The organism is Streptomyces atroolivaceus (genome assembly GCF_000717025.1).
Lineage (GTDB): Bacteria > Actinomycetota > Actinomycetes > Streptomycetales > Streptomycetaceae > Streptomyces > Streptomyces atroolivaceus.
This window is the reverse complement of sequence record NZ_JNXG01000021.1, coordinates 26,286-45,970: the sequence shown is the minus strand read 5'-3', so window position 1 is coordinate 45,970 and position 19,685 is coordinate 26,286. Positions and strand designations below refer to the sequence as shown.

The window sequence follows — 19,685 nt, the reverse complement described above, 5'->3', positions numbered from 1 at the left end:
GGACGAAGCCGAGTGCTGAGGGCTCAGGAGGGGCGTCGTACGAGTTCCACGCCGAGCAGCTCGACCCTGGGGAAGCCGTCCGGATCGATGAGCGCCACGTCGCAGCGCCCTCCTGTGTCGTGCACCTTCACCGCCCGCACCACGCACTTCACAGTGCCCTGGACGGGTCCGTACCGGTGCACCCTGCACTCCGCGACGCCCATGGGCAGGGTGGCGTCGCCGAGCGCGTCGTCCGCCCACAGCAGAGCGAGTTGCAGAGCGCCGTCCGTGGCGGCGGCGTCGATCTGCCAGTGGTCACCACCCCAGCCGAGTCCGGTCAGGCCGGTCAACGTCGCCTCCGCGCCTCCCGCACCGATCCCGTGGACGCTGCGTACCGCATGGAACCTCGGCCCGTGGAACAGCAACCGGCCGTCGTAGATCTCGGTGTGCTGCGGCACGGTGAGGCCCTGGGGGGTGTCCCAGCTCCCCGATGACGGCGGGCTCGCCTCGAACTCCATCCGGACCCGGAAGTGCGGCGTGCCTTCCTGCCCGGTGAGTTCGGCCTCCAGAGCCGAGGCGGCGCCGGTCGCAGCCCGGCGGGCGCTCAGGGTGAGCCGGTGCCCGGCGCCGTCCAGGTGCGGCAGGGTGACCTTGCTGAAGACGCGGAGGTCCCGCAGCACCAGGTGGCCGGCGTTCGGCCGCCAGACCGCGGCGGCGCGGGCGAACCGGTCCAGGACCAGCGCCAACGGCAGGACGGGGACGCCGGCGATGTCGTGGTCGGCGAGGTAGGGGTGCGTGCGCGAGTCGATGCGCGTCTGTGCCGGAGCCGGCTCGGCGAGGGCTGCCATGGAGCCCGGATCGTCCCCCGCCGCGATGACCACCCTGGTGTCGGCGCCCCGAGCGTTCAGCTCGGTGGTGAAGGCCGCGGCGCCCTGTCCCACGGGAATGAGCGGGACACCGGCCCGGCCGAAGTGCTCGGCCAGCGCGGGAGTGACCATTCCTCCGTGCCACGGGCCCCAGGCGATGGACCGTACGACGCAGTCGGGCCGCCGGGCGCGTTCGGCGCACGCGACATGGTTGAGCACCTCGTTCGCCACGGCGTAGTCGCTCTGCCCGGCGTTGCCGAAGACGGCGGCGACCGAGGAGAACAGCACGATCGTGTCGAGCGGATCGTCCTCCGTCGCCGCGAGCAGCGTACGCAGGCCGCCCACCTTGGTGGCCAGGACCTCGTCGAACTGCTCGTCCGTCTTGTCGGCGATCAGCTTGTCCGCCAGTACCCCGGCACCGTGCACGATCCCGGTGACCGGTCCCCAGTCGCGACGCACCTCCTCGAGCACGCCTCGCAGTGCCCCGCCGTCCCGGACGTCCACCGGCACGTACCTGACCCTGGAACCGGCGCTCTCGATGGCCGCCACGGTGGACCGGACCTCGCGGGCCGCCAGGATCCTTCGCGCTTCGGCACCGATGGCGGCCGGGGTGGCCGCGCCGGCGCGTTCGGCGAGGGCCCGGGTGAGTGCGGTCTCGTCGGTGGCGGCCGCAAGCCCCTGCGGTTCGTCGGCGGGCTCGGTGCGGCCGAGCAGCACGATACGGGGACGGTGGGCCCGCGCGAGGTCCACCAGGGCGGCCGCTGTCACTCCGCGGGCTCCGCCGGTGGCCACGACGACCGAGTCCGGACCGATGTTCAGGGCCGGCCCGGGCTCCGTCCGGGCCGGGACCGCCAGCAGGGTGGTGCGGGTACCGTCCGCGCGCAGGCCTGCCTCCGCCGCCGGTCCGCCGTTCAGCATTTCCGCGACGATCGCTTCGGCGACCGCTTCCGCGTCACGCTCTCCCCGCTCACAGTCGATCGCCTTGACCGTGGCCGTGGGCCATTCCCTGGCCGCGGTCCTGGCCAGGGCAGCGATCCCTCCGAGCCAGGCACGCTCGGGCCGGCTGCCTCGGAGTCCGAAGTCGCCACCGGTGTCCTGCACCGCTACGAACAACCCGCCCGAGGCGGTGAAGTGCGGCGCCACCGCCCTCGCCGCTCCGAAGACGTTCCGCTGCAGCTCCAGCGCCGCCTCGGGAGTAGCGGCGGGCGCGAGGCCGCCGAGGTGCACGACCGCCCGCGAGTCCGGAGCGATGCTGGACACGACGGTGGCCCGGAGCCCATGTCCGGTCAGTTTGGCCGCCACCCTCTCGGCGACCCCGAGGCCGTCCTCGGTCACAGCGATCGGCTCGTCCCCCAGACCGGCCATGGCCAGCCCGGGTGCGGAGGTCTCGACCGCGCGGACGGCGAGCCTGCTGAGTTCCGCGGGCCCGAAGGCCTCGTGCCGGGGGGCGGGGATCTCGTTGTCCGTCCCCGGCGCGCCGAGGGGGCCGGCGGTGGCAGGAGCGGTCGGGGGAGGCTCGGTGGCGGCAGGAGCGGCAGGAGCGGTGGTGGTGGCTGTGAACGCCTCGACGATCTGCCGCAGCGTTCGGAGCTTCAGGAGCTCGCCCGCGTCCCCGTCCCCGTGGTCACCGACCCGCTCCCGCATGGCGGAGAGAATCTCCACCCGCTTGATCGAATCCACCCCCAGATCCGACTCGAGCTCCATGTCCACGTCCAGCATGGCGACCGGGTACCCCGTCCGCTCCGCGACCACGGACAGCAGCAGTTCCTCGAATCCCTCCGCGGACAGGTCCTGGCGCGCGGGGGGAGCCGTGGTCGGCCGGGGCTCCCGGTCCACAGGGGCCGCCACCTGCTCCCGGAGCCCGTCAGGGGCGGTGGCAACCGCCGGTGCGGAGAACACCGCGGCCTCGGGCGGGGCGGGAAGGACCGTCGGCGCGACCGGCGTGCCCGGCGGTGCGGAGAACACCGCGGCCCCCGGCGATGCGGGCAGGACCGCCGCGACCGGCGTACCTGGCGGCGCGATGACTGCCGGAGTACCGGCGCCTCCGCCGGCCGGCGCCCCCAGCATCGCGCTGAAGGTCGTCTCCGTCATCTGCAGGAAAGCCAGGTGACTGTCGGTCAGCATGCGCTGGCAGGCCTCATGCGCCTGTGCCGTGTAACGCTGCACGTTGTCGATCACGGCGAACCAGCCGGGGTCCATGCCCGCCGCTCCGGCGGGCGCGAGGGGCTCGGTGGGTACCACGAGGGGTGCGGGCTCGGCGGCGACGGCGGGTGCCTGGGCCGGAACCTGTGCGACGGGCGGGGGTACGTCGCGCCGGCGGGGCGGGTTCGGCGCGGGCAGCGCGTCGGCCCCGCCGACGGGCGGGTAGGCCCGGCCATGGTTCCTGCCGCTGATCTGCACGGTCATTCTGGGCTTGCGCTCCTCGGTAGCTGCTGCGGGCGGCGCGTAGGGCGCCCACAGGTCGTCGTGTTCGAGCGGAACGCCCCGCACGGCCAGCCGGCCGAGGGCGTCCTGCAGGGACGTGATTCCGTTGCGTCGCTTGCGGTCCAGGCCGACCGCGAGGTGTTCGCGGTCCCCGAGAATCTGCGTGACGAGACCGGTGAGCGTGTCACCGGCGCCGACCTCGACGAACGTCCGTACGCCCGCGCTGTACATGGCCTCGATCTCGTCGCTGAACAGCACGGGTGAGGCGAGATGGCCGGCGATCCTCTGCCTGATCTCCTCGGGTGCGGACGGATACACCCCGGCGTCGGCGTTCCCGTAGACCTCGATCCGTGGCTCGCTGACCGGAATCCCGCGCAGGTGGTCGAGAAGCGGCCGGCTCGCCCGTGCGACGACCGGGCTGTGGAAGGCCGTCGCGGCTTCCAGCCGACGCGTGGTGATCCCCTCGCCCGCGAGTTTCCGCTCGATGAGGTCGACCGCCCCGGATGCGCCGGAGACCACGGTCTGGGCGGGAGCGTTGTGGTTGGCCAGCCAGACGTCCGCGGCGCCACAGCCGGCGATGACCTCCTCGATCCTGGCTCGCCCGGCCGCTGCGGCCAGCATGGCTCCCGGGACCGCCGCCGCCTCGCGCATCAGCTCCCCGCGCCTGCGGGCGAGGTCGACGAGCGACTCGGAGTCCAGTGCGCCCGCCACATGCAGCGCCACCAGTTCCCCGAAGCTGTGGCCTGCGACGCAGTCCGGCCGCAGGCCGAGACCGCACAGCACCTCGGTCAGCGCGAGGCTGTGCACCGCCAGCGCGGGCTGAGCCCACTCGGTCTCGGTCAGCAGACGCTGCTGGGCGGCCCGTCCTTCGTCGCTGAAGGCGGGCGGAGGGAAGACCACACGGTGCAGCTCACGGTGACCGAACTCCCTGGTCCCCAGCCGGTCCCACACCGCCTGAGCGGCGGGGGACAGCATGGTCACGTCCGCGCCCATGCCGACGTACTGAGCACCCTGCCCCGGGAAGAGGAATGCGATCCTGCCGACGGACGCCTCGCCGGTGGCGTAGTGGACGCCCTTGGGCGTGGAGAACCCCGTGTCCGGCTGCCGGCCGATCAGCGCGTAAGCCTGCTCGAGCTTTCCTGACAGGTCGTCGTCGTGCGCCGCGACGATCGCGAGACGTGCGGGATCACCCACGCGGAAGTTCCGCTGGCTCTCCCGTGCGATGTCGGACAGCGGCCGGTCGCCGTCGATCCTGCGTTCCAGGAGGGCGGCTGCCGACGGCGCGCTGAGCAGCACCAGCTCCGTGGGGGCGGTGCGGATGCGGCAGGCCGCGGACGCGCCTGACTCCGGGGGCGGGGCGTACTCCTCCAGGGTGACGTGGAAGTTGCTGCCGCCGAAGCCGAAGCTGGACACGGCGGCCCTGCGGGGACTGCCCGGGGACCGTACCCAGGGACGCGGCCGGGTGTTCAGGTAGAACGGGCTGTCGTCGATCCCCATCGCGGGATCGGGCCGGTCCACCTTGATCATCGGCGGGAGGACCTTGTGGTTCAGGGCGAGAACGCTCTTGAGGAGGCCGACGGCACCGGCGGCGCACTTCGTGTGACCGACCTGCGACTTGACCGAGCCGAGGGCACACCACTGCCCGTCCCCCCGGCCGGACTCCTCGTACACCTGGCGCAGCGCGGCGAACTCCGCCGCGTCGCCCGCGCCGGTCCCGGTCCCGTGTGCCTCCACCAGCTCGACGGTCTCCGGGCCGTAGCCCGCGTCCTCGTAGGTACGCCGCAGGGCTCGGGCCTGCCCCTCGGGCAACGGTGCGTAGATCGCGCCGCTCCTGCCGTCCGACGAGGTGCCGATCCCGCGGACGACGGCATGGATCCGGTCACCCGCGCGCTCCGCGTCGGCCAGCCTCTTCAACGCGTACATGGCGATGCCCTCGCCGAGCATGGTGCCGTCGGCCGCCTCCGAGAACGGGCGGCAGTCGCCGCTGGGTGACAGGGCCGGCGTCTTGGAGAAGCACAGGAACGTACCGGCGTCGTTGGAGGCGTCCACGCCTCCGCTGATCACGAGGTCTGCCCGGCCGAGGGAGAGCTCGCCCACCGCCGCGGAGAGCGCCGCGAAGGAACTCGCGCACGCCGCGTCCGTGATGTGGTTGGTGCCGTGCAGATCGAACCTGTTCGCGATCCGGCCCGCGATGACGTTGCCGAGCAGCCCTGGGAACGTCGACTCCTGCCAGGGGGCGTAGTGGTCGGTGATGCTGTCGCAGACCGCCTGCGCCTCGTCCTCGGGGATCCCGTTCTCCCGGAGGGCCTTGAGCCAGACCGGGCGCTGGATCCGCGCGTTCATGTGCGTCAGCGATTCCGTGGCACCCGCCCCCAGGATCACCGAGACGCGGTCGCGTTGCGTGCCCCGGATCCCGCCGGCGTCGGTGAGGACCTGCTCGGCGACGGTGAGCGCGAGCAGCTGCACGGTGTCCGTCGCCCCGAGAGTGTTGGGCGGGATGCCGAAGGCCATCGGGTCGAACCCGACATCGGACAGGAAGGCCCCCCGGCGGGCGTAGGTCTTGTCCGGCGCGGCAGGGTCGGGGTCGTAGTAGTCCTCGACGAGCCAGCGGGCGGCGGGGACGTCGGTGATCAGATCACGGCCGCTCACGACCGTGCGCCAGAACCCGTCGGCACCGTGCTCGCCGGGCATGAGGGCACCGACGCCGACCACGGCGATCGGAACCTGTGGGGGGCGGGAGGGGGACATGCTCTCCACTTCCTTGCTTTCGGTGGCCGCGGTCAGGCGAGGGGGCACGGGGTGAAGACGAACGCCGAGGACGGCACGGGCACGCCGAAGGTACGGAGCTGGTGCGCGCGGGTGACCACCGCGGCGCCCTCGAGCAGGTTGAGCCCGATCTGCACCACTGAGCGGTTGTCCCGGTCCGCCAGAAAACTGCCTGCGGTCCACCGGTTGAACGCGCCCATCGCCGGACCGCACCAGATCTGGTAGTCGCTGCGCCGGGTGGCGTCACCGGTGATCGCCCAACGGCTGGAGTTCCCCAGGTACCAGCGGAAGACCAGCGCCATGCGGTGTCTGGGATCCCGTTCGGCGCGGTCCGCCTCCGCGGGGTCGCGCTGCTGCCAGAAACGCCGGGTCCGCGCCCACACGTCGTCGATCGGGGCCCCGAAGACATCCCGTTCGAGCTTGGCGCGCAACTGTGCGGGCAGCTCCTCGAGAGAGGCGTGAGCCTGGTACGCCGCATACAGGTGCCCGGCCCGCTGCGCGAACAGAGTCCCCCGGCGCAGGACCTGAAGCTTGACGCCGAGCTCGAACATGTCGGCCGCCGGGGCCATGGTCACGTCGGCGATGTCGGCGCCGGCCAGCAACTCCTTCGCGTCGTCCGAGATGCCCGCCTCCAGGGCGACCTGGTTCACCGAGCCCGTCACCACGTAGGCCGCGCCGAGCGCGAACGCGGCGGCGACCGCGTCCGGGGTACCCAGTCCGCCGGCGGCTCCGACCCTGACCGCCCGCGTGTATCCGAAGCGCCTGGACAGTTCCTCCCGCAGGAGCAGGATCCGTGGCAGCAGGACACCGAGTGGGCGGTTGTCGGTGTGTCCTCCGCTGTCGGACTCCACCGTGAGGTCCTCGGCCACGGGCACCAGCGCGGCGAGCGCGGCTTCCTCCTCGCTGAGCTCTCCGCTCTCGACCAGGCGGCGCAACAGGCCGGGCGGCGCGGGCGAGAGGAAGTGAGCGGCGACCTCCGGCCGGGACACCTTGGCGAAGACCCGGGTACGCCGCTCGATCCGCCCGTCCGGGCCCCGGCGCAGCCCGGCGGCCGAGCACAGCACCACGGCCGGGGTGAGCTCCATGTAGGCCGACACCGAGACGCAGGGGACGGCGTGGTGCAGGAGCAGCTTGGCGACCCGGTGCTCCAGACCGGGTTCGCTCGGCGAATGGATCAGGTTCACCCCCCAGTTCGGCATACCGGCCAGCTCTGCGGCCAGCTCCTGCACCGCTCGCTCCACCTCGGGGAAGCCGAGACCACCGGCGCCGAAGAACCCGAGCATCTCCGCCCGGGCCATCGCCACCACCATGCGTGTCGTCGCGATCCCGTTCGCCATCTCCCCGGCCACATAGGGGAAGCGGACGCCGTGGGCCTCGCAGAACGTCCGTCCTCCCAGCCACTCCGGATAGAGCGGTGGGAGCGTGCCGACGAGGCCGACCGCCGGCCTGGGGCCGATCACGAGGCCCAGCTCCCGCCCGGTGGGGTCGGCGACGATGTGCGCATGGTGCCGGACCAGCCGAACGCATGCCTCGATCCGCTCCGGAGCGAAAGTTGGCGAGGCGGTGACGCCTTCGTCGGGACATGCCAGTGCGGACAAGGGTTGATTTCCCATCAGGAGGGGGCTGGACGGCGTGCTGCGGGGGTGGAACCCGGCCCCGCGAGGGGGGCGGCAGGTCAGGGTGCCCCGGCGGTGGACGCGGGCTCCTTCTCCCGGATGCCGGTCGTCAGGTAGTCGAGGTCGACGCGGATCCCGGACATGAGCGCGCCCAGCAGGTTCCGCACCCGCGTGTCGTCGAAGCGGCGGCGATGGCTGAGGTACGGCGTGAACCCGGGGTAGAGATCCGTGACCGCCTCCAGGGGCGCCGGGTCGTCCGGCTTCTTCCCGACCAGCCGCACGGTCACGGGCGCGACCCTCTCCACCAGAGCGGTGAGAACGCTGGTCGCGACATCGTGGTCGTGGACGACGTGGTAGACGTCGGTCCTCCCCGACGGTGGCAGGCTCGCCAACCGGACCATGACGGCTGCGGCGTGCTCCACGGGCATCAGGTTCAGATGCCCGTGCGGGTGGCCGGCCACCCTGACCACCGGCCGGTGCTCCCGTGGGACGCCGCTCCGGACGGGGCCCCCGGCGTCCACCGAGGCCCGCACGATCCGGGAGAGGAACTGCAAGGGGTGTTGCGGCAGTTCCGGGCACGGGGGCATGTCCGTGACCAGGATGCTCGGCCGCATGACCACGGCCGGCCGCTTGTGGGCCCGCGACCAGTCGTGTACCAGGACTTCGGCCTCGTACTTGGACCGCTCGTAGCTGTTCTCGAATCCGTGCCGGTTGTCCAACTCGTCCTCGTAGACGACGCCTTCACGACGTGCCCCGCCCACGAAGGCGGTACCGATGTGGTGGACCAACGGCCGGCGGGCTCCGGCGGCGGCCAACTCCAGCACGTGCCGGGTGCCTTCGACATTGACCCGGCGGAGACTGCCGAGCTCGTCGTCCAGGTTGATGTTGCCCGCGCTGTGCCAGATCACGTCCAGCTCGTCCGCCAGCCGCTGGAACACCGCGGTCGAGAGCCCCAGTCCGGGCCGGCCCAGATCCGTCTCCACGACTCGAAGCCTGCGGGGAAGATCCGCGATCAGCGCGGCGGGCGCGTCGGTCAGCTCCATGAACCTGCTGATCCGCCCGAGGGCGCATCCCGACCCGGCATGTGCGAGGACTGTCAACGAGTCGTTGCGCGCCAGTAGTTCACGGACCAGACGCAGTCCCAGGAACCCGGTTGCCCCGGTCAGAGCGACGCGCACTTTTCAGTAACTCCAAAGTTCAGGGAACCGAGGGCCGGTCGCCTTGCCAGGGCCCGCGGAGCTGATGCAGCCACCCTCGAATCGCCTCGGCGGCCTTCCGCATGGACAACCACCGGCCTGCGGGCGGGGAAACGGCATGACCCGCGCGTTTACGCAGATTCACCCGATCGGCCGCACTGGAGGCGGGGCTCTGCCTGCGGGTCACGGCCGGAGCCAGGGCCTCCGCCTCCAGCTGGAGTGCGGCGCCCTGTCGGCGTCCCCCGCGCCGGAGGCGCGCACACCCACCCGGCGCGGCCTCGGCGGGCGGGCTCCGCGGCTTGTGCGCCTCGGGGCCGGTATCGACGGTGCCGACGACAGCGGCGGCGGAACCGCCGCCTGGGCTGCGGACGGGAGGGCCGGGCTCACGGTCGGCGGCGCCCCCGCCCGGCGGCTCCCGGTCGGAGAAGCCGAGCCGGGTCCGGGGCCGTACAGGTGCGAACAGGTGCAAACAGGTGCAAACAGTCGCGAAAGGCCGCGAACGGTGCGCGAAGGGCCTGCCGGTACCGGCGGCCGGCCAACCGCGTCTCCGAGCAGTGGACGATCCCCCGGTCCTCGGCGTTTCCGCTCCCCCGGCGCCGATGTCACCCGGTTCGGCGGCAGGGTCGTCCGAATACCGGCGACGGCTGGTCCCCGGCGCTTGCCCCGAGTGACGGATATGTGCTGATGGCATATCAATTTCTTTGCAGGGGGAAGAATTTGAAGCCACAGCTCGGGGGGCCGTCTTGCCGCCCACCGAACGGCCCTGATGTGATGGCGCATTCGGGCCGGCAGGGCGGGGGACGTCGGTGTTCGTGGGGGGCAGCAGCAGCTGCTCAGGGGCCTGCTGGAGGGACGCGATTCATGGGCGAGGACATAGGGGCGCGCGGAGTCCGCTTCCGGATTCTTGGCTCGTTCGAATGCTGGGACGGGCCGGAACGCATCCGGGTGGGTGGCCCCGTACACGAAAGAGTGCTGGTCACCCTACTACTGGAGCCCCAACGCGTGCTCCCCGTCTTCCGGTTGGTGGAAGCGGCCTGGGACGAGAACGCCCCCGCCACCGCAGCCCACCAGGTACGCAAGGCCGTGGCCGAACTGCGGCAGCGCATCCCCGACGGACGGAACCTGATCGTCACCGAGGGGCCGGGGTACCGGGCGCTGACCACGCCGGAGCAGGTGGACCTCAGCCGGTTCACCGAAGGGCTGAAACAAGCCAGGGAGGCGACCGCCGCCGGACAGAGTGCCTACGCCTCCGCGGCGTTACGCGAGGCGCTCGACCTGTGGCGGGGCCCCCTCCTGTCCGGCAGCGGCGGCTCCGTGCTCAGCGCCGCTTCTGCGGCCCTGGAAGAACGTCGGCTGACCGCGGTCGAGCAGCTCTTCGATCTACGGCTCGCTGCCGGTGAGAACGGTGAACTGATCGGTGAATTACGTGAGTTCATCGAAGCGAATCCGCTGCGCGAGACCTTGCGCGGGCAACTCATGCTCGCCCTGTTCCAGTCCGGGCGTCAGGCCGAGGCACTGGAGGAGTTCGCCAAGGTCCGCGAGTTCCTGGTCGACGAGCTCGGCATCGGTCCCGGCGACGCCCTCACCGACCTGCACCAAGCCATCCTGCGCAACAGCCCGGAGCTGGCCGCCCCTCCGCAGCCCGCCGGGCCCGCCGCCGCTCCGTTCACCCCGGAGGGCTCGCCCTCGACCCTCCCCTACGACCTGCGCGACTTCACCGGCCGCGAGGAGGAGGTACGCCAGCTGCTCGACTTCGTGGAGGACGCCCCCGGCACCGGACCACTCATCGTCGCCATCGACGGCATGGGCGGCAGCGGCAAGACCTCCCTCGCCGTACGCGCCGCCCACCAGCTCTCCGACCGGTACCCCGATGCCCAGCTCCACATCGACCTGCGCGGATTCACCCCGAGTGAACAGCCGCTCAGCGCCGGGGCCGCCGCCGAGGCCCTGCTGCGCATGCTAGGCGCCCCCGGCGAACGCATCCCCGACGACGCCGAGGGCCGCATCGCCCTCTGGCGGCGCACCATGAGCTCTCGCCGGATGATCCTGCTGCTCGACAACGCCGTGGACGAGTCGCAGGTCAGACCGCTCCTCTCGTCCCCCACCCAGACCCTCGTCCTGGTCACCAGCCGCGCCCTGCTCGTGGACCTGGACGCCGCGCACACCGTCTCCCTCGGTGTCATGCCCCCGCACGACAGCGTCGCTCTCGTCGAGGGCGTTCTCGGCAGCGCCCGTGCCCGCGCCGAGCGCGAGGCCGTCGCGCAGCTCGCCGAGCTCTGCGGTCATCTGCCGCTCGCTCTTCGTATCGCCGCCGCCCGGTTGCGCAAGCGCCCCCGCTGGACCGTCCGCTACCTGGTCGACCGGCTCCGCGACGACGCCCACCGGCTGGCCGAGCTGAACTCGGGCGAGCGCAGTGTGGAGGTCACGCTGCGGCTCTCGTACGAGGGTCTGTCGGCCGAGACCCGCGAGGCGTTCCGCCTGCTGGGCCAGCACCCGGGTGCCGAGATCGAGGTGTACGCCGCCGGAGCACTGCTCGACAAGCGGGCGCGGGACGCGGAGGACGTCCTGGAGTACCTCCTCGACATGCACCTGCTGCAACAGCACGAGACCGGCCGGTACACCTTCCACGATCTGGTCCGCAGCTTCGCCCAGAACCTCTCGCGCGGCAGCGGCGGCCCGGCTCCGGAAGCCGGTGAGGGGGGTACGGGTGACGAGGAGGCGGCCCACGCCGTACGCCGTCTCCTCGATTTCGCGCTGAGCGCCACCGATGCCGCCTGCGACCTCCTCTTCCCCGGTCGAGCCCGGATCGTCCGCCCCGAGCACCGGTCGGCCGCCGAGCTCCCGCCGCTGAGCACCCCCGAGCAGGCCCGGGACTGGCTGGAGCGGGAACAGGACTCGCTGCTGGCCGCCGTGTCCCTCGCGTACCGCTGGGAGCTGGACAGCCATGTCGGGCTGCTCGCCGCCAACGTGGTCTTCCCTCTCGATCTGCGGGGACGCCTGGAGGAGTTCCGGGAGTTGTGCCGCACTGCCGTCACCGCCTCCCGAAGACTCGGTGATCCGGCCCTGTTGAGGCTGAGCCTGTCCAACCTGGCCATCGCCTGCTGGAAGCTCGGCCGGTTCGAGGAGGGCATCACCATGTCGGAGGAGGCGTTCGGTCTGGCCGTCAGCCTCGCCGACCGGCGCGGCGAGGCCAAGGACACCGGCGTCCTCGGGCTCCTGCTCAGCGCACTGGGCCGGTACGCCGAGGCCCTCCCCCGCCTGGAGCGGTCCATCGCGATCAAGCGGGAGCTCGGCGCGGAGCGCGCCGAGGCCGAGTCCCTCACCAACCTCAGCAATCTGTACGCCGAATGGGGTCGCTTCCCGGAGGCCGTGGAGGCCGCGGCCCGCGCGGTCACGCTCTCCCGCAGCATCGGGGCGGTCGACAAGGAGGTCGAAGGCCTCGCCGATCTGGCGGTCGCCCGGCTGGGCCTGGGCGAGGTGGACGAGGCGGCCGACCTGCTGAGCCGCGCCCGGAAGCTGGCCGTGGACGTCATGTCGCCCGCCGACATGTGCCTGCTGCTCGCCCTGTCCGCCGACGCCGCCGACCGGCTCGGCGAGACCGCGCAGGCCACCCAGTGGGCGGAGTCGGCGCTCCAGCTCGGCGACCTCAGCGGCGCGCCCATGCGAGAGGCCGCCGTGGGCAACATCGTCGGACGACTGCAGGCCCGTAGGGGCCGGCATGCCCTCGCCCTCGAACTCCACCAGCAGGCCCACCACGCGGCCTCCGGGGTGGGCTACCGCGTCGAGGAGGCAAGGGCGCTGGCCGGCATGGCCCGCGCCCTGGACCACCTCGGCGAACACGAAGCGGCCCGGGTGCACCTGGCAACGGCGGACGGGGCGTTCGACGCGATGGGGATCCCCGCAGGGCAGACCGGCTGAGCGCCCGTCGCCTTCGGAGCTTGCGCCGGGGTCGGATGTCCGTACGTCCGTCGTCAACGCCGAAGAGCGGATGTCCCGCTCCTGTGGTGAGGAGCAGGCCATCCGCTGGGCAGGCGTACCGGGTGCGAGAAGGCACGGTGCGCGGGGACCGGGAGTCAGACCGCGAGGTTGGGGCCCTCGCCGGAAGCCGGGGCGACGTTGGGACCCTCACCCGAGGTGGGGGCGACGTTGGGACCCTCACCCGAGTTGGGGGCGACGTTGGGACCCTCACCCGAGTTGGGGGCGACGTTGGGACCCTCACCCGAGGTCGGGGCGACGTTCGGACCCTCACCCGAGAACAGAACGGCATTCGGACCCTCACCCGAAGTCGGGGCAACATTCGGACCCTCACCCGAATCCGGAGCGATATTCGGACCCTCACCCGAGAACAGAACGGCATTCGGACCCTCACCCGAAGTCGGGGCGACATTCGGACCCTCACCCGAGAACAGAACGGCATTCGGACCCTCACCCGAAGTCGGGGCGACATTCGGACCCTCACCCGAATCCGGAGCGATATTCGGGCCCTCGCCCCCGGAAGGAACCAGTTGCGTGGTGGTCACGGAGGCGTATGCGGCACGGTCCGTCGTGGCCGCCAGGGCGGCGGTGCCGCCTGCCCCCAGGGAGAGGACGGCCGCCGTGACAATTCCCGCCATCGTGAACGCCGTGTTCCGCATCTGATTTCCCGCCTTCTGGAGTGGTCCTGCCTGGGCTTTCCTTCTGACAGGAACGACATTCGCGGAACCCGCTCCCGGCCCGTTCCGCATCCGCTACCGCCGTTCCCGCCCCGGCGGGAACGGCGCGGGAAACACTCACCGCAGACGCGGGAAGGCGTCAGGACGGGCCCCCGGGAAACAGGTGCGCGCAGGGCCCGCCGATCGCTCGGCGGGCCCTGCGCGGGGGAGGTGACCGGGTCAGGTCAGGCGTTCGAGGACGGCGTCCGTGCGGCCGGCCAGTTCGGCAGGAGTGAGCGCGGTGAGCAGGGCGTGCCCGTCCCGCACCTCCCGCACACCCGCGAGCCCCGTGATGTCCTCCGGCGGGTCGTGCGGACCGGGCAACGGGACGGCCGCGGCGCATCCGACCAGCACCGGCGCCTCCAGCGGCTTCCCCGACAAGGCGCGCACCAGCTCCCGCTCAGGCACCACTCCCGTGGTCAGCTCGATCAGCCGGGACGTGGGCCACGGCGCTTGTTGCGTCAGGGAGTTGATGATGCGTGGGCCGTGCTCGGTGTGCGCGATACGGGTGTAGGCATAGCCGAATTCGTACCCGGCGAGATCGAGCAGTCCGGTGGCCAGGGCGCGGATCTCCGCCTCTTCCTGCCGGGAGAGCGGCGCGGGAAAGGTGTGAAGGGGGGCGCCCTCCCCTACCGCGCCGGCATCGCCGGCAGGTTCCCCGGACGCGGGAACGGTCCCTGCGGCAGCCTCGCCCGAGGCCGCGAAGCGCAGTTCGACGATGCCAGTGACCCTGTGCATCCCTTCCGCCGTGAGCGTCTCCACGCCGTACTCGATGTCGTACGGCAGCGGCCCGTCCCGTGTCCCGGTGGGCAGCGCGACCGCCTCCCACTGGGGGCCGCTGCGGGTCAGCAGGCCTCGGATCCGTGACGGGTCGGCGAGCAGTCGTGCCGCGGTGGCCGGGTTGGGGGACAGCCCCAGGTGTTCGGCCGTCTCCAGTACGGCGGGCAGGGCGCTCGCCTCACCGCAGGCGACCATCATGCTCACCCTGTGCGTGCGGGCGGTCTCCGCGAGGTGCTCGCGAAGCGCGTCGTCGTCCGGGAAGCCGGTCGTATCGGTGACGGTGAGGACATCGAAGCCGGCCTCCGTCGCCTCCTCCACCAGCCGCGCCGGCGGCGAGACCAGAAGGAGGAGGCGGGAATCGGAGCGACCGGATCCGGCGGGTGACATCATGGCTGTCCACCGGTGTCGTTCGGTGCGGGCGGGACGGCGGAGGGGTCGGCCAGGAGCACGTCGGCGAGCACACCGCCCTTGCCCCAGTGTCCGGGTTCCACGTCCCGCACGATGACGGTGACGGCCTCCTTGGGACACCCCGCTATACGGGACACGCAGGCGGTCAGTTCGCTGACCAGCTCCTGGCGTTGGGCACGGTCGTTCCCTTTCCACCAGTCGACGGAAATAACGGGCATGGTGAGCTCCTCTGCTCGAAGGCCGGGTCGGATCAGGTGCGCGGTGCCATCGGTGCACCGGCAGGCCGTCGCACCGATGGCCGGGGCGCGGCGGGGGTGGTGCTCAGGCGAGTGTGGGGGCGGCCGTTCCCGTCTGTTTCCCGCCACGTTCCCCCCTCGTTCCGCCGGCGCCCCCGGGGGCCCCGTGGAGCGGGAACGGGCCGGGACCACAGCGGGAAGGCGGCCCGGCACGCTCTGTTCCAGTCAAGAGGCCCGCCCCGCCACTGGAGCCACGATGAGCTTGCTCAGTCCGACGAAACCGGAGCCGACCCCGGCCCTCGCGTCCGGCACCGCCCCCACCGGCGGCCCCGCGACGACGGGCGCCCCCGACGCCACTCCCGCCTCCCCCACCCTCCGTCTCCTGCCCGCCCTCCGCGAGGACCTGAGCGTCGTCGTCGCACGCGACCCGTCCGTGCGGGGTGCGAAGGAGGCGGTACTCCATCCCGCGCTCACCGCGCTCTGGGCGCACCGGGTCGCACACCGCATGCACAGCCGCGGTCTGCGGATACCCGCACGGCTGCTCGCACGGTGGGCGCGCCGGGTGACGGCCGTCGAGATCCACCCGGGCGCGGTGCTGGGCCGCCGGGTCTTCATCGACCACGGCGCCGGCGTGGTGATCGGCGAGACCGCCGTCGTCGGCGACGACGTGACGATGTACCACCAGGTCACCCTCGGCGCGGTCGGCTGGTGGAGCGACAACGAACGGCCCGAGGGCGACCGCCGCCACCCCGTCGTCGGCAGCGGCGTCATCCTCGGTGCCAACGCCACCGTCCTGGGCCCGGTGACCGTCGGCGACCGCGCGGTCATCGGCGCGCAGGCCCTCGTCAACAAGAACGTCCCCGCCGGTGCCCGGGTGCTCGCGCCCACCGCCGTCATCAAGGAGCCGGGCCGCCGGCCGGAGTTGATGGAGGACGTCTTCACCGTCATCGCCTCTGCGGGCTCCTGGTGACTCCCAGGGCCCATGTGTTCCCGGCTTCCCCCCGACTCCCCCGATTGCGAGAGATGAGAACCGTGACGACCATCGCACAGGCCCCTTCGGCCCCCATCGCCCCCGTCCGCCCCGCAGTCGCCTCCCGCGTCGAGGACCTCGTCGGGTCCACCCCCCTGCTGGAGCTGCGGCTGCGCGACCTGGCCCCCGGCGCCCGCGTGCTGGCGAAGCTGGAGTCCGCCAATCCGATGTCCTCGAGCAAGGACCGCGCCGCCCTCTACATGCTGCGCGCCGCCGAGGACCGCGGCGACCTCCGGCCCGGCGGCACCGTCATCGAGGCCACCTCCGGCAACACCGGCATCTCGCTGGCGGCCTTCTCCGCCTCGCGCGGCTATCGCTGTGTGATCGTGCTCCCGGACAACGCCACCACCGAGCGGGTCAAACTGCTGCGGGCCTTCGGAGCGGAGATCGTCCAGACTCCGAGCGCGCTCGGTTACCCGGGAGCGATCGCCGAGGCGGAGCGGCTCCACGCGGCAACGCCCGGCTCCTGGTTCCCGTGCCAGCATGAGAACCAGGACAACGTCCGGGCCCACTACGAGACCACGGGCCCCGAGATCCATTCCGCCGTCGCCGCCACCGGCCGCCGCATCGCCGCCTTCGTCTGCGGGGTCGGCACCGGCGGCACCCTCACCGGCGTGGCACGCCACCTCAAGGAGCAGGACCCGGACGTCCGGGTGATAGCCGTGGAGCCGGAGAAGTCGCCGATCCTCTCCCAGGGGTACGCGGGCCAGCACCGCATCCCGGGGCTCAACGGCGGATTCGTCGCCGTCACCACCGATGTCTCGCTCATCGACGAGGTGCTGACCGTCTCCGACGAGGACGCCCTGCTCACCGCACGCCGGCTCGCCCGCGGCCAGGGCCTGTTCGCCGGGGTCTCGTCCGGCGCTGCCGCGTATGCCGTGGAACTGGTCGCCCGCAGGCCTGAGTTCACGGACGCCGTCGTGGTGACGCTGCTGCCCGACACCGGTGAGCGCTACCTGAGCATGTGGGAGGCCTGAGCATGAGCCACGCCATGTTCCGGGCCTACGCCGACGCGGTGAAGGCGGAGATCGGAGTGGCCACCACCACCCGTTTCATCGCCCTCGCCGAGACCACCGACGGCCGCTTCGGACTCTTCCACCACTCGATGCTGCCGGGCGCCGGCGGTGCCGACCCGCACTACCACTCCCGCATCTCCGAGTCCTTCTACGTGCTGACGGGCGAAGTGCGCCTGCACGACGGCACCGGTTGGCGCACGGCCAGGGCAGGGGACTTCCTTCACGTGCCGGAGAACGCCGTGCACGGTTTCCGCAACGAGAGCGGATCGCTCGCCGAGATGCTGATCATCTTCACTCCGGCGGAACACCGCGAGGGCTACTTCGAGGGCCTGTCGGCTCTCCTGGCCGACGGCAACCGTCCGTCCCGCGAGGAGATGGTCGCCCTGATGGAGAAGTACGACCAGTACGAGGTCGACGCCCCCGACACGGACCACGACCACGCGCAACCGCATTCCCACGGGCACGGCCCCGCCGACACGCACCCGCACCACACGCACCTCACCTCTCACGCCCATCACTGACATCACCGATCTCACCGACGTCCCCCCGTAACCGCCTGCCTCTCGAGGAGAAACACGCCATGAATCTCAGCAACTGGGGCCGCTTCGGCCTGCTGGCCGCCCTGTGGGGCTGCAGCTTCGCCTTCATCAAGATGTCGCTGGAGGCCTTCGCGCCCCTCCAGCTCGCCTCCGGCCGCCTGATCGTCGGCGCCCTCGTCGTTCTCGGTATCCTCGCCCTGAAGCGGCTGACCCTCCCCTCCCGGAAGATCTGGGGGCACATCGCCGTCGCCTCCGTCTTCGGCAACGTCATCCCCTTCACCCTCTTCGCCATCGGCGAGCAGCACACCACCGCGACCACCGCCGGAGTGATCCAGGGCGCGACTCCCCTCATCACGATGGGCGTCGCCGCCCTCGCCCTCTCCGAGGAGAGGCCGACGACTCGTAAGGTGGCCGGCCTGATCGGGGGGTTCCTCGGGCTGATCGTGGTCGTCGGGCCGTGGAACACCGACGGGTTCGGCACGCTCGGCGGCCAGCTCGCCTGTGTCGGAGCCGCGGCCAGCTATGCCGTCAGCTTCGTGTACGTACGCCGCTTCATCGGCCCCCACAAGCTGCCGGCCCTGTCCGTGACCGCCGCCCAGCTCGGCGCCGCCGCCGTCATCACCGTGGTGGTCACCACGTTCATGACCGGCTGGACGCTGCACGGGGACCTCACCGCCAAGCCGCTGCTCGCGCTGCTGGTGCTCGGCGCCGCCTCCACCGGCATCGCGTTCGCCCTGCTCAACCGGCTGATCGCTGATGCCGGGCCCACGACGGCATCCGGCGTGAACTACCTCGTGCCGGTGTTCTCCGTGGTCGTCGGAGTGCTGGCCCTCGGGGAGCCTCTGACCTGGAATGTGCCCGTGGGTGGCGTCGTCGTCATCGCGGCGCTCGCCCTCGCGGAGGGCCGCCTCTCCGTCCTTTCCAAGCGCACGGAGGCAGCACCCCCGCCCCCGGCCGCGCAGCCCACCCGCGTACCGCAGAAGGCCGCCCCGTAGGCAGCTGCCCGCGCCAGGAGGCGCACCACGCACCACACCGAGCCGGGGCCGGCGCGGACACCCTCCAGGGTGCCTGTGCCGGCCCCGGCTCGTTGCGTCCAGCCGTTCAGCAACTGCCGCTGCTCGAAAGGGAGTTGAGACGGACCGGCGGATGATCCGGGATGCTTCCCGATCATGTCCCCCGTGCCGGTAGCGGAGCGGGAGGGCGGCGGGACCGGCGGGAGCGAACCTGAGGTCACAGGACGAAGGGAAGCACCGGAACCTCCTCGTTCCCTCCCCCACCCCAAGGAGCCCACCGCATCATGCGCACATCCACCTCGGGAACCCTCACGGCGACGCCCCTCGGGGACGCCCGGATCATCACCGTCGACGACTTCCAGTTCACTCCGCTGCCCGGCCGGCCCGACGGGCGGACCACCATCGCCACTCCGGTGAGCCCCGCCGCCGGCGCCACTCACGTCACCCTGCACGTCGTGCGTATCGCGGCGGGCGAGTCCTTCAGCCCCGAGGCGAGCTCGGAGGAGGAGAACACCGCGGTCGTCTTCCGCGGCGTGGGCACCGCGACGGTGGGCTCCCGCGCCCGCCGGGTGGGCCGTGCCGACGCCGTGTACGCGCCCGCCGGGCAGGTCCTGACGCTCGCCGCCGGCGCGGAGGGACTGACCGTCTACGTCTGGCGCACTCCACTGGCCGCCGGACGCCGCCCCGGCACCGACCCGGAGCCCTTCTCCAGCCTCTGGGACGAGACCACCCAGCTGCGCGGCTTCGGCGGCACCGGTCAGATCGCCCCCGACACCGACCGCGCCACCATGAACTTCGTCTTCTGGCCCGGCAACGGCAGCAGCCAGCTCTGTCTGCACTGCGGCATCCAGCAGCCAGGCCAGACGTTCAACGTGCACCTGCACCCCGAGAGCGACGAGGCGTTCTTCGCCTTCGAGGGCGTCGGCCAGATGTATCTCCGCGACCGCTGGATCGACGTGGCCGCCGGAGACGTCCTGTACGCGGCTCCCGGAGTCCTGCACGGCGCACGCAACCCGCACACCGGTCCCGACGCCCGGCGCTTCGTGACCTGCGGCGGCCCCAGCCCGTACGACCCGGCGCTCTACTCCGCCGCCGGCCTCCCCTCCGACGTCAGGTGATCTGAAC

The 19,685-nt window shown here is 72.0% G+C and carries 11 protein-coding genes; 6 read left to right on the top strand and 5 right to left on the bottom strand.

Annotated elements, in window-relative coordinates; genetic code table 11:
- Nucleotides 1-23: 23 nt before the first annotated feature.
- The 3 genes from OO67_RS31865 to OO67_RS31855 all read right to left on the bottom strand — a co-directional run bounded on the left by OO67_RS31865 (nt 24) and on the right by OO67_RS31855 (nt 8,829).
- The gene (locus OO67_RS31865) at nt 24-6,017 is read right to left on the bottom strand and encodes a type I polyketide synthase (protein WP_033305274.1); all 5,994 of its coding nucleotides are present in this window, start codon (nt 6,015-6,017) and stop codon (nt 24-26) included.
- 32 nt (nt 6,018-6,049) lie between these two features.
- Entirely contained in the window at nt 6,050-7,633 is a 1,584-nt protein-coding gene (locus OO67_RS31860; RefSeq protein ID WP_051710080.1) for a PfaD family polyunsaturated fatty acid/polyketide biosynthesis protein, read from the bottom strand.
- 77 nt (nt 7,634-7,710) lie between these two features.
- Nucleotides 7,711-8,829: an SDR family oxidoreductase gene (locus tag OO67_RS31855; protein WP_033305273.1), complete on the bottom strand. Its 1,119-nt coding sequence runs from the start codon at nt 8,827-8,829 to the stop codon at nt 7,711-7,713.
- 879 nt (nt 8,830-9,708) lie between these two features.
- Between OO67_RS31855 and OO67_RS31850 the strand changes: the two genes are divergently transcribed.
- Complete coding sequence (locus OO67_RS31850) at nt 9,709-12,765, top strand: AfsR/SARP family transcriptional regulator (RefSeq protein WP_033305272.1); 3,057 nt, start codon at nt 9,709-9,711, stop codon at nt 12,763-12,765.
- A gap of 953 nt (nt 12,766-13,718) precedes the next feature.
- Here OO67_RS31850 and OO67_RS31840 read toward each other — a convergent pair.
- The gene (locus tag OO67_RS31840) at nt 13,719-14,708 is read right to left on the bottom strand and encodes an ATP-grasp domain-containing protein (RefSeq protein WP_051710077.1); all 990 of its coding nucleotides are present in this window, start codon (nt 14,706-14,708) and stop codon (nt 13,719-13,721) included.
- The gene (locus OO67_RS31835) at nt 14,705-14,944 is read right to left on the bottom strand and encodes a tautomerase family protein (protein ID WP_033305271.1); all 240 of its coding nucleotides are present in this window, start codon (nt 14,942-14,944) and stop codon (nt 14,705-14,707) included. Before OO67_RS31835 ends, OO67_RS31840 begins: the two co-directional genes overlap by 4 nt.
- A 274-nt stretch (nt 14,945-15,218) precedes the next feature.
- Between OO67_RS31835 and epsC the strand changes: the two genes are divergently transcribed.
- The 5 genes from epsC (at nt 15,219) to OO67_RS31810 (ending at nt 19,678) form a co-directional block, all read left to right on the top strand.
- Entirely contained in the window at nt 15,219-15,932 is a 714-nt protein-coding gene (gene epsC, locus OO67_RS31830) for a serine O-acetyltransferase EpsC (protein ID WP_051710074.1), read from the top strand.
- 53 nt (nt 15,933-15,985) lie between these two features.
- Entirely contained in the window at nt 15,986-16,969 is a 984-nt protein-coding gene (locus OO67_RS31825; protein ID WP_051710071.1) for a PLP-dependent cysteine synthase family protein, read from the top strand.
- Nucleotides 16,970-16,971: 2 nt separating this feature from the next.
- Nucleotides 16,972-17,529: a cupin domain-containing protein gene (locus tag OO67_RS31820; protein ID WP_033305270.1), complete on the top strand. Its 558-nt coding sequence runs from the start codon at nt 16,972-16,974 to the stop codon at nt 17,527-17,529.
- 59 nt (nt 17,530-17,588) lie between these two features.
- Nucleotides 17,589-18,542 carry a DMT family transporter gene (locus tag OO67_RS31815; RefSeq protein ID WP_033305269.1) on the top strand — a complete coding sequence of 318 codons (954 nt, stop codon included), beginning with the start codon at nt 17,589-17,591 and terminating at the stop codon, nt 18,540-18,542.
- Between the two features lie 302 nt (nt 18,543-18,844).
- Nucleotides 18,845-19,678 (top strand): cupin domain-containing protein, encoded by an 834-nt coding sequence (locus tag OO67_RS31810; RefSeq protein ID WP_244300381.1) that lies wholly within the window; start codon nt 18,845-18,847, stop codon nt 19,676-19,678.
- Nucleotides 19,679-19,685: the final 7 nt, after the last annotated feature.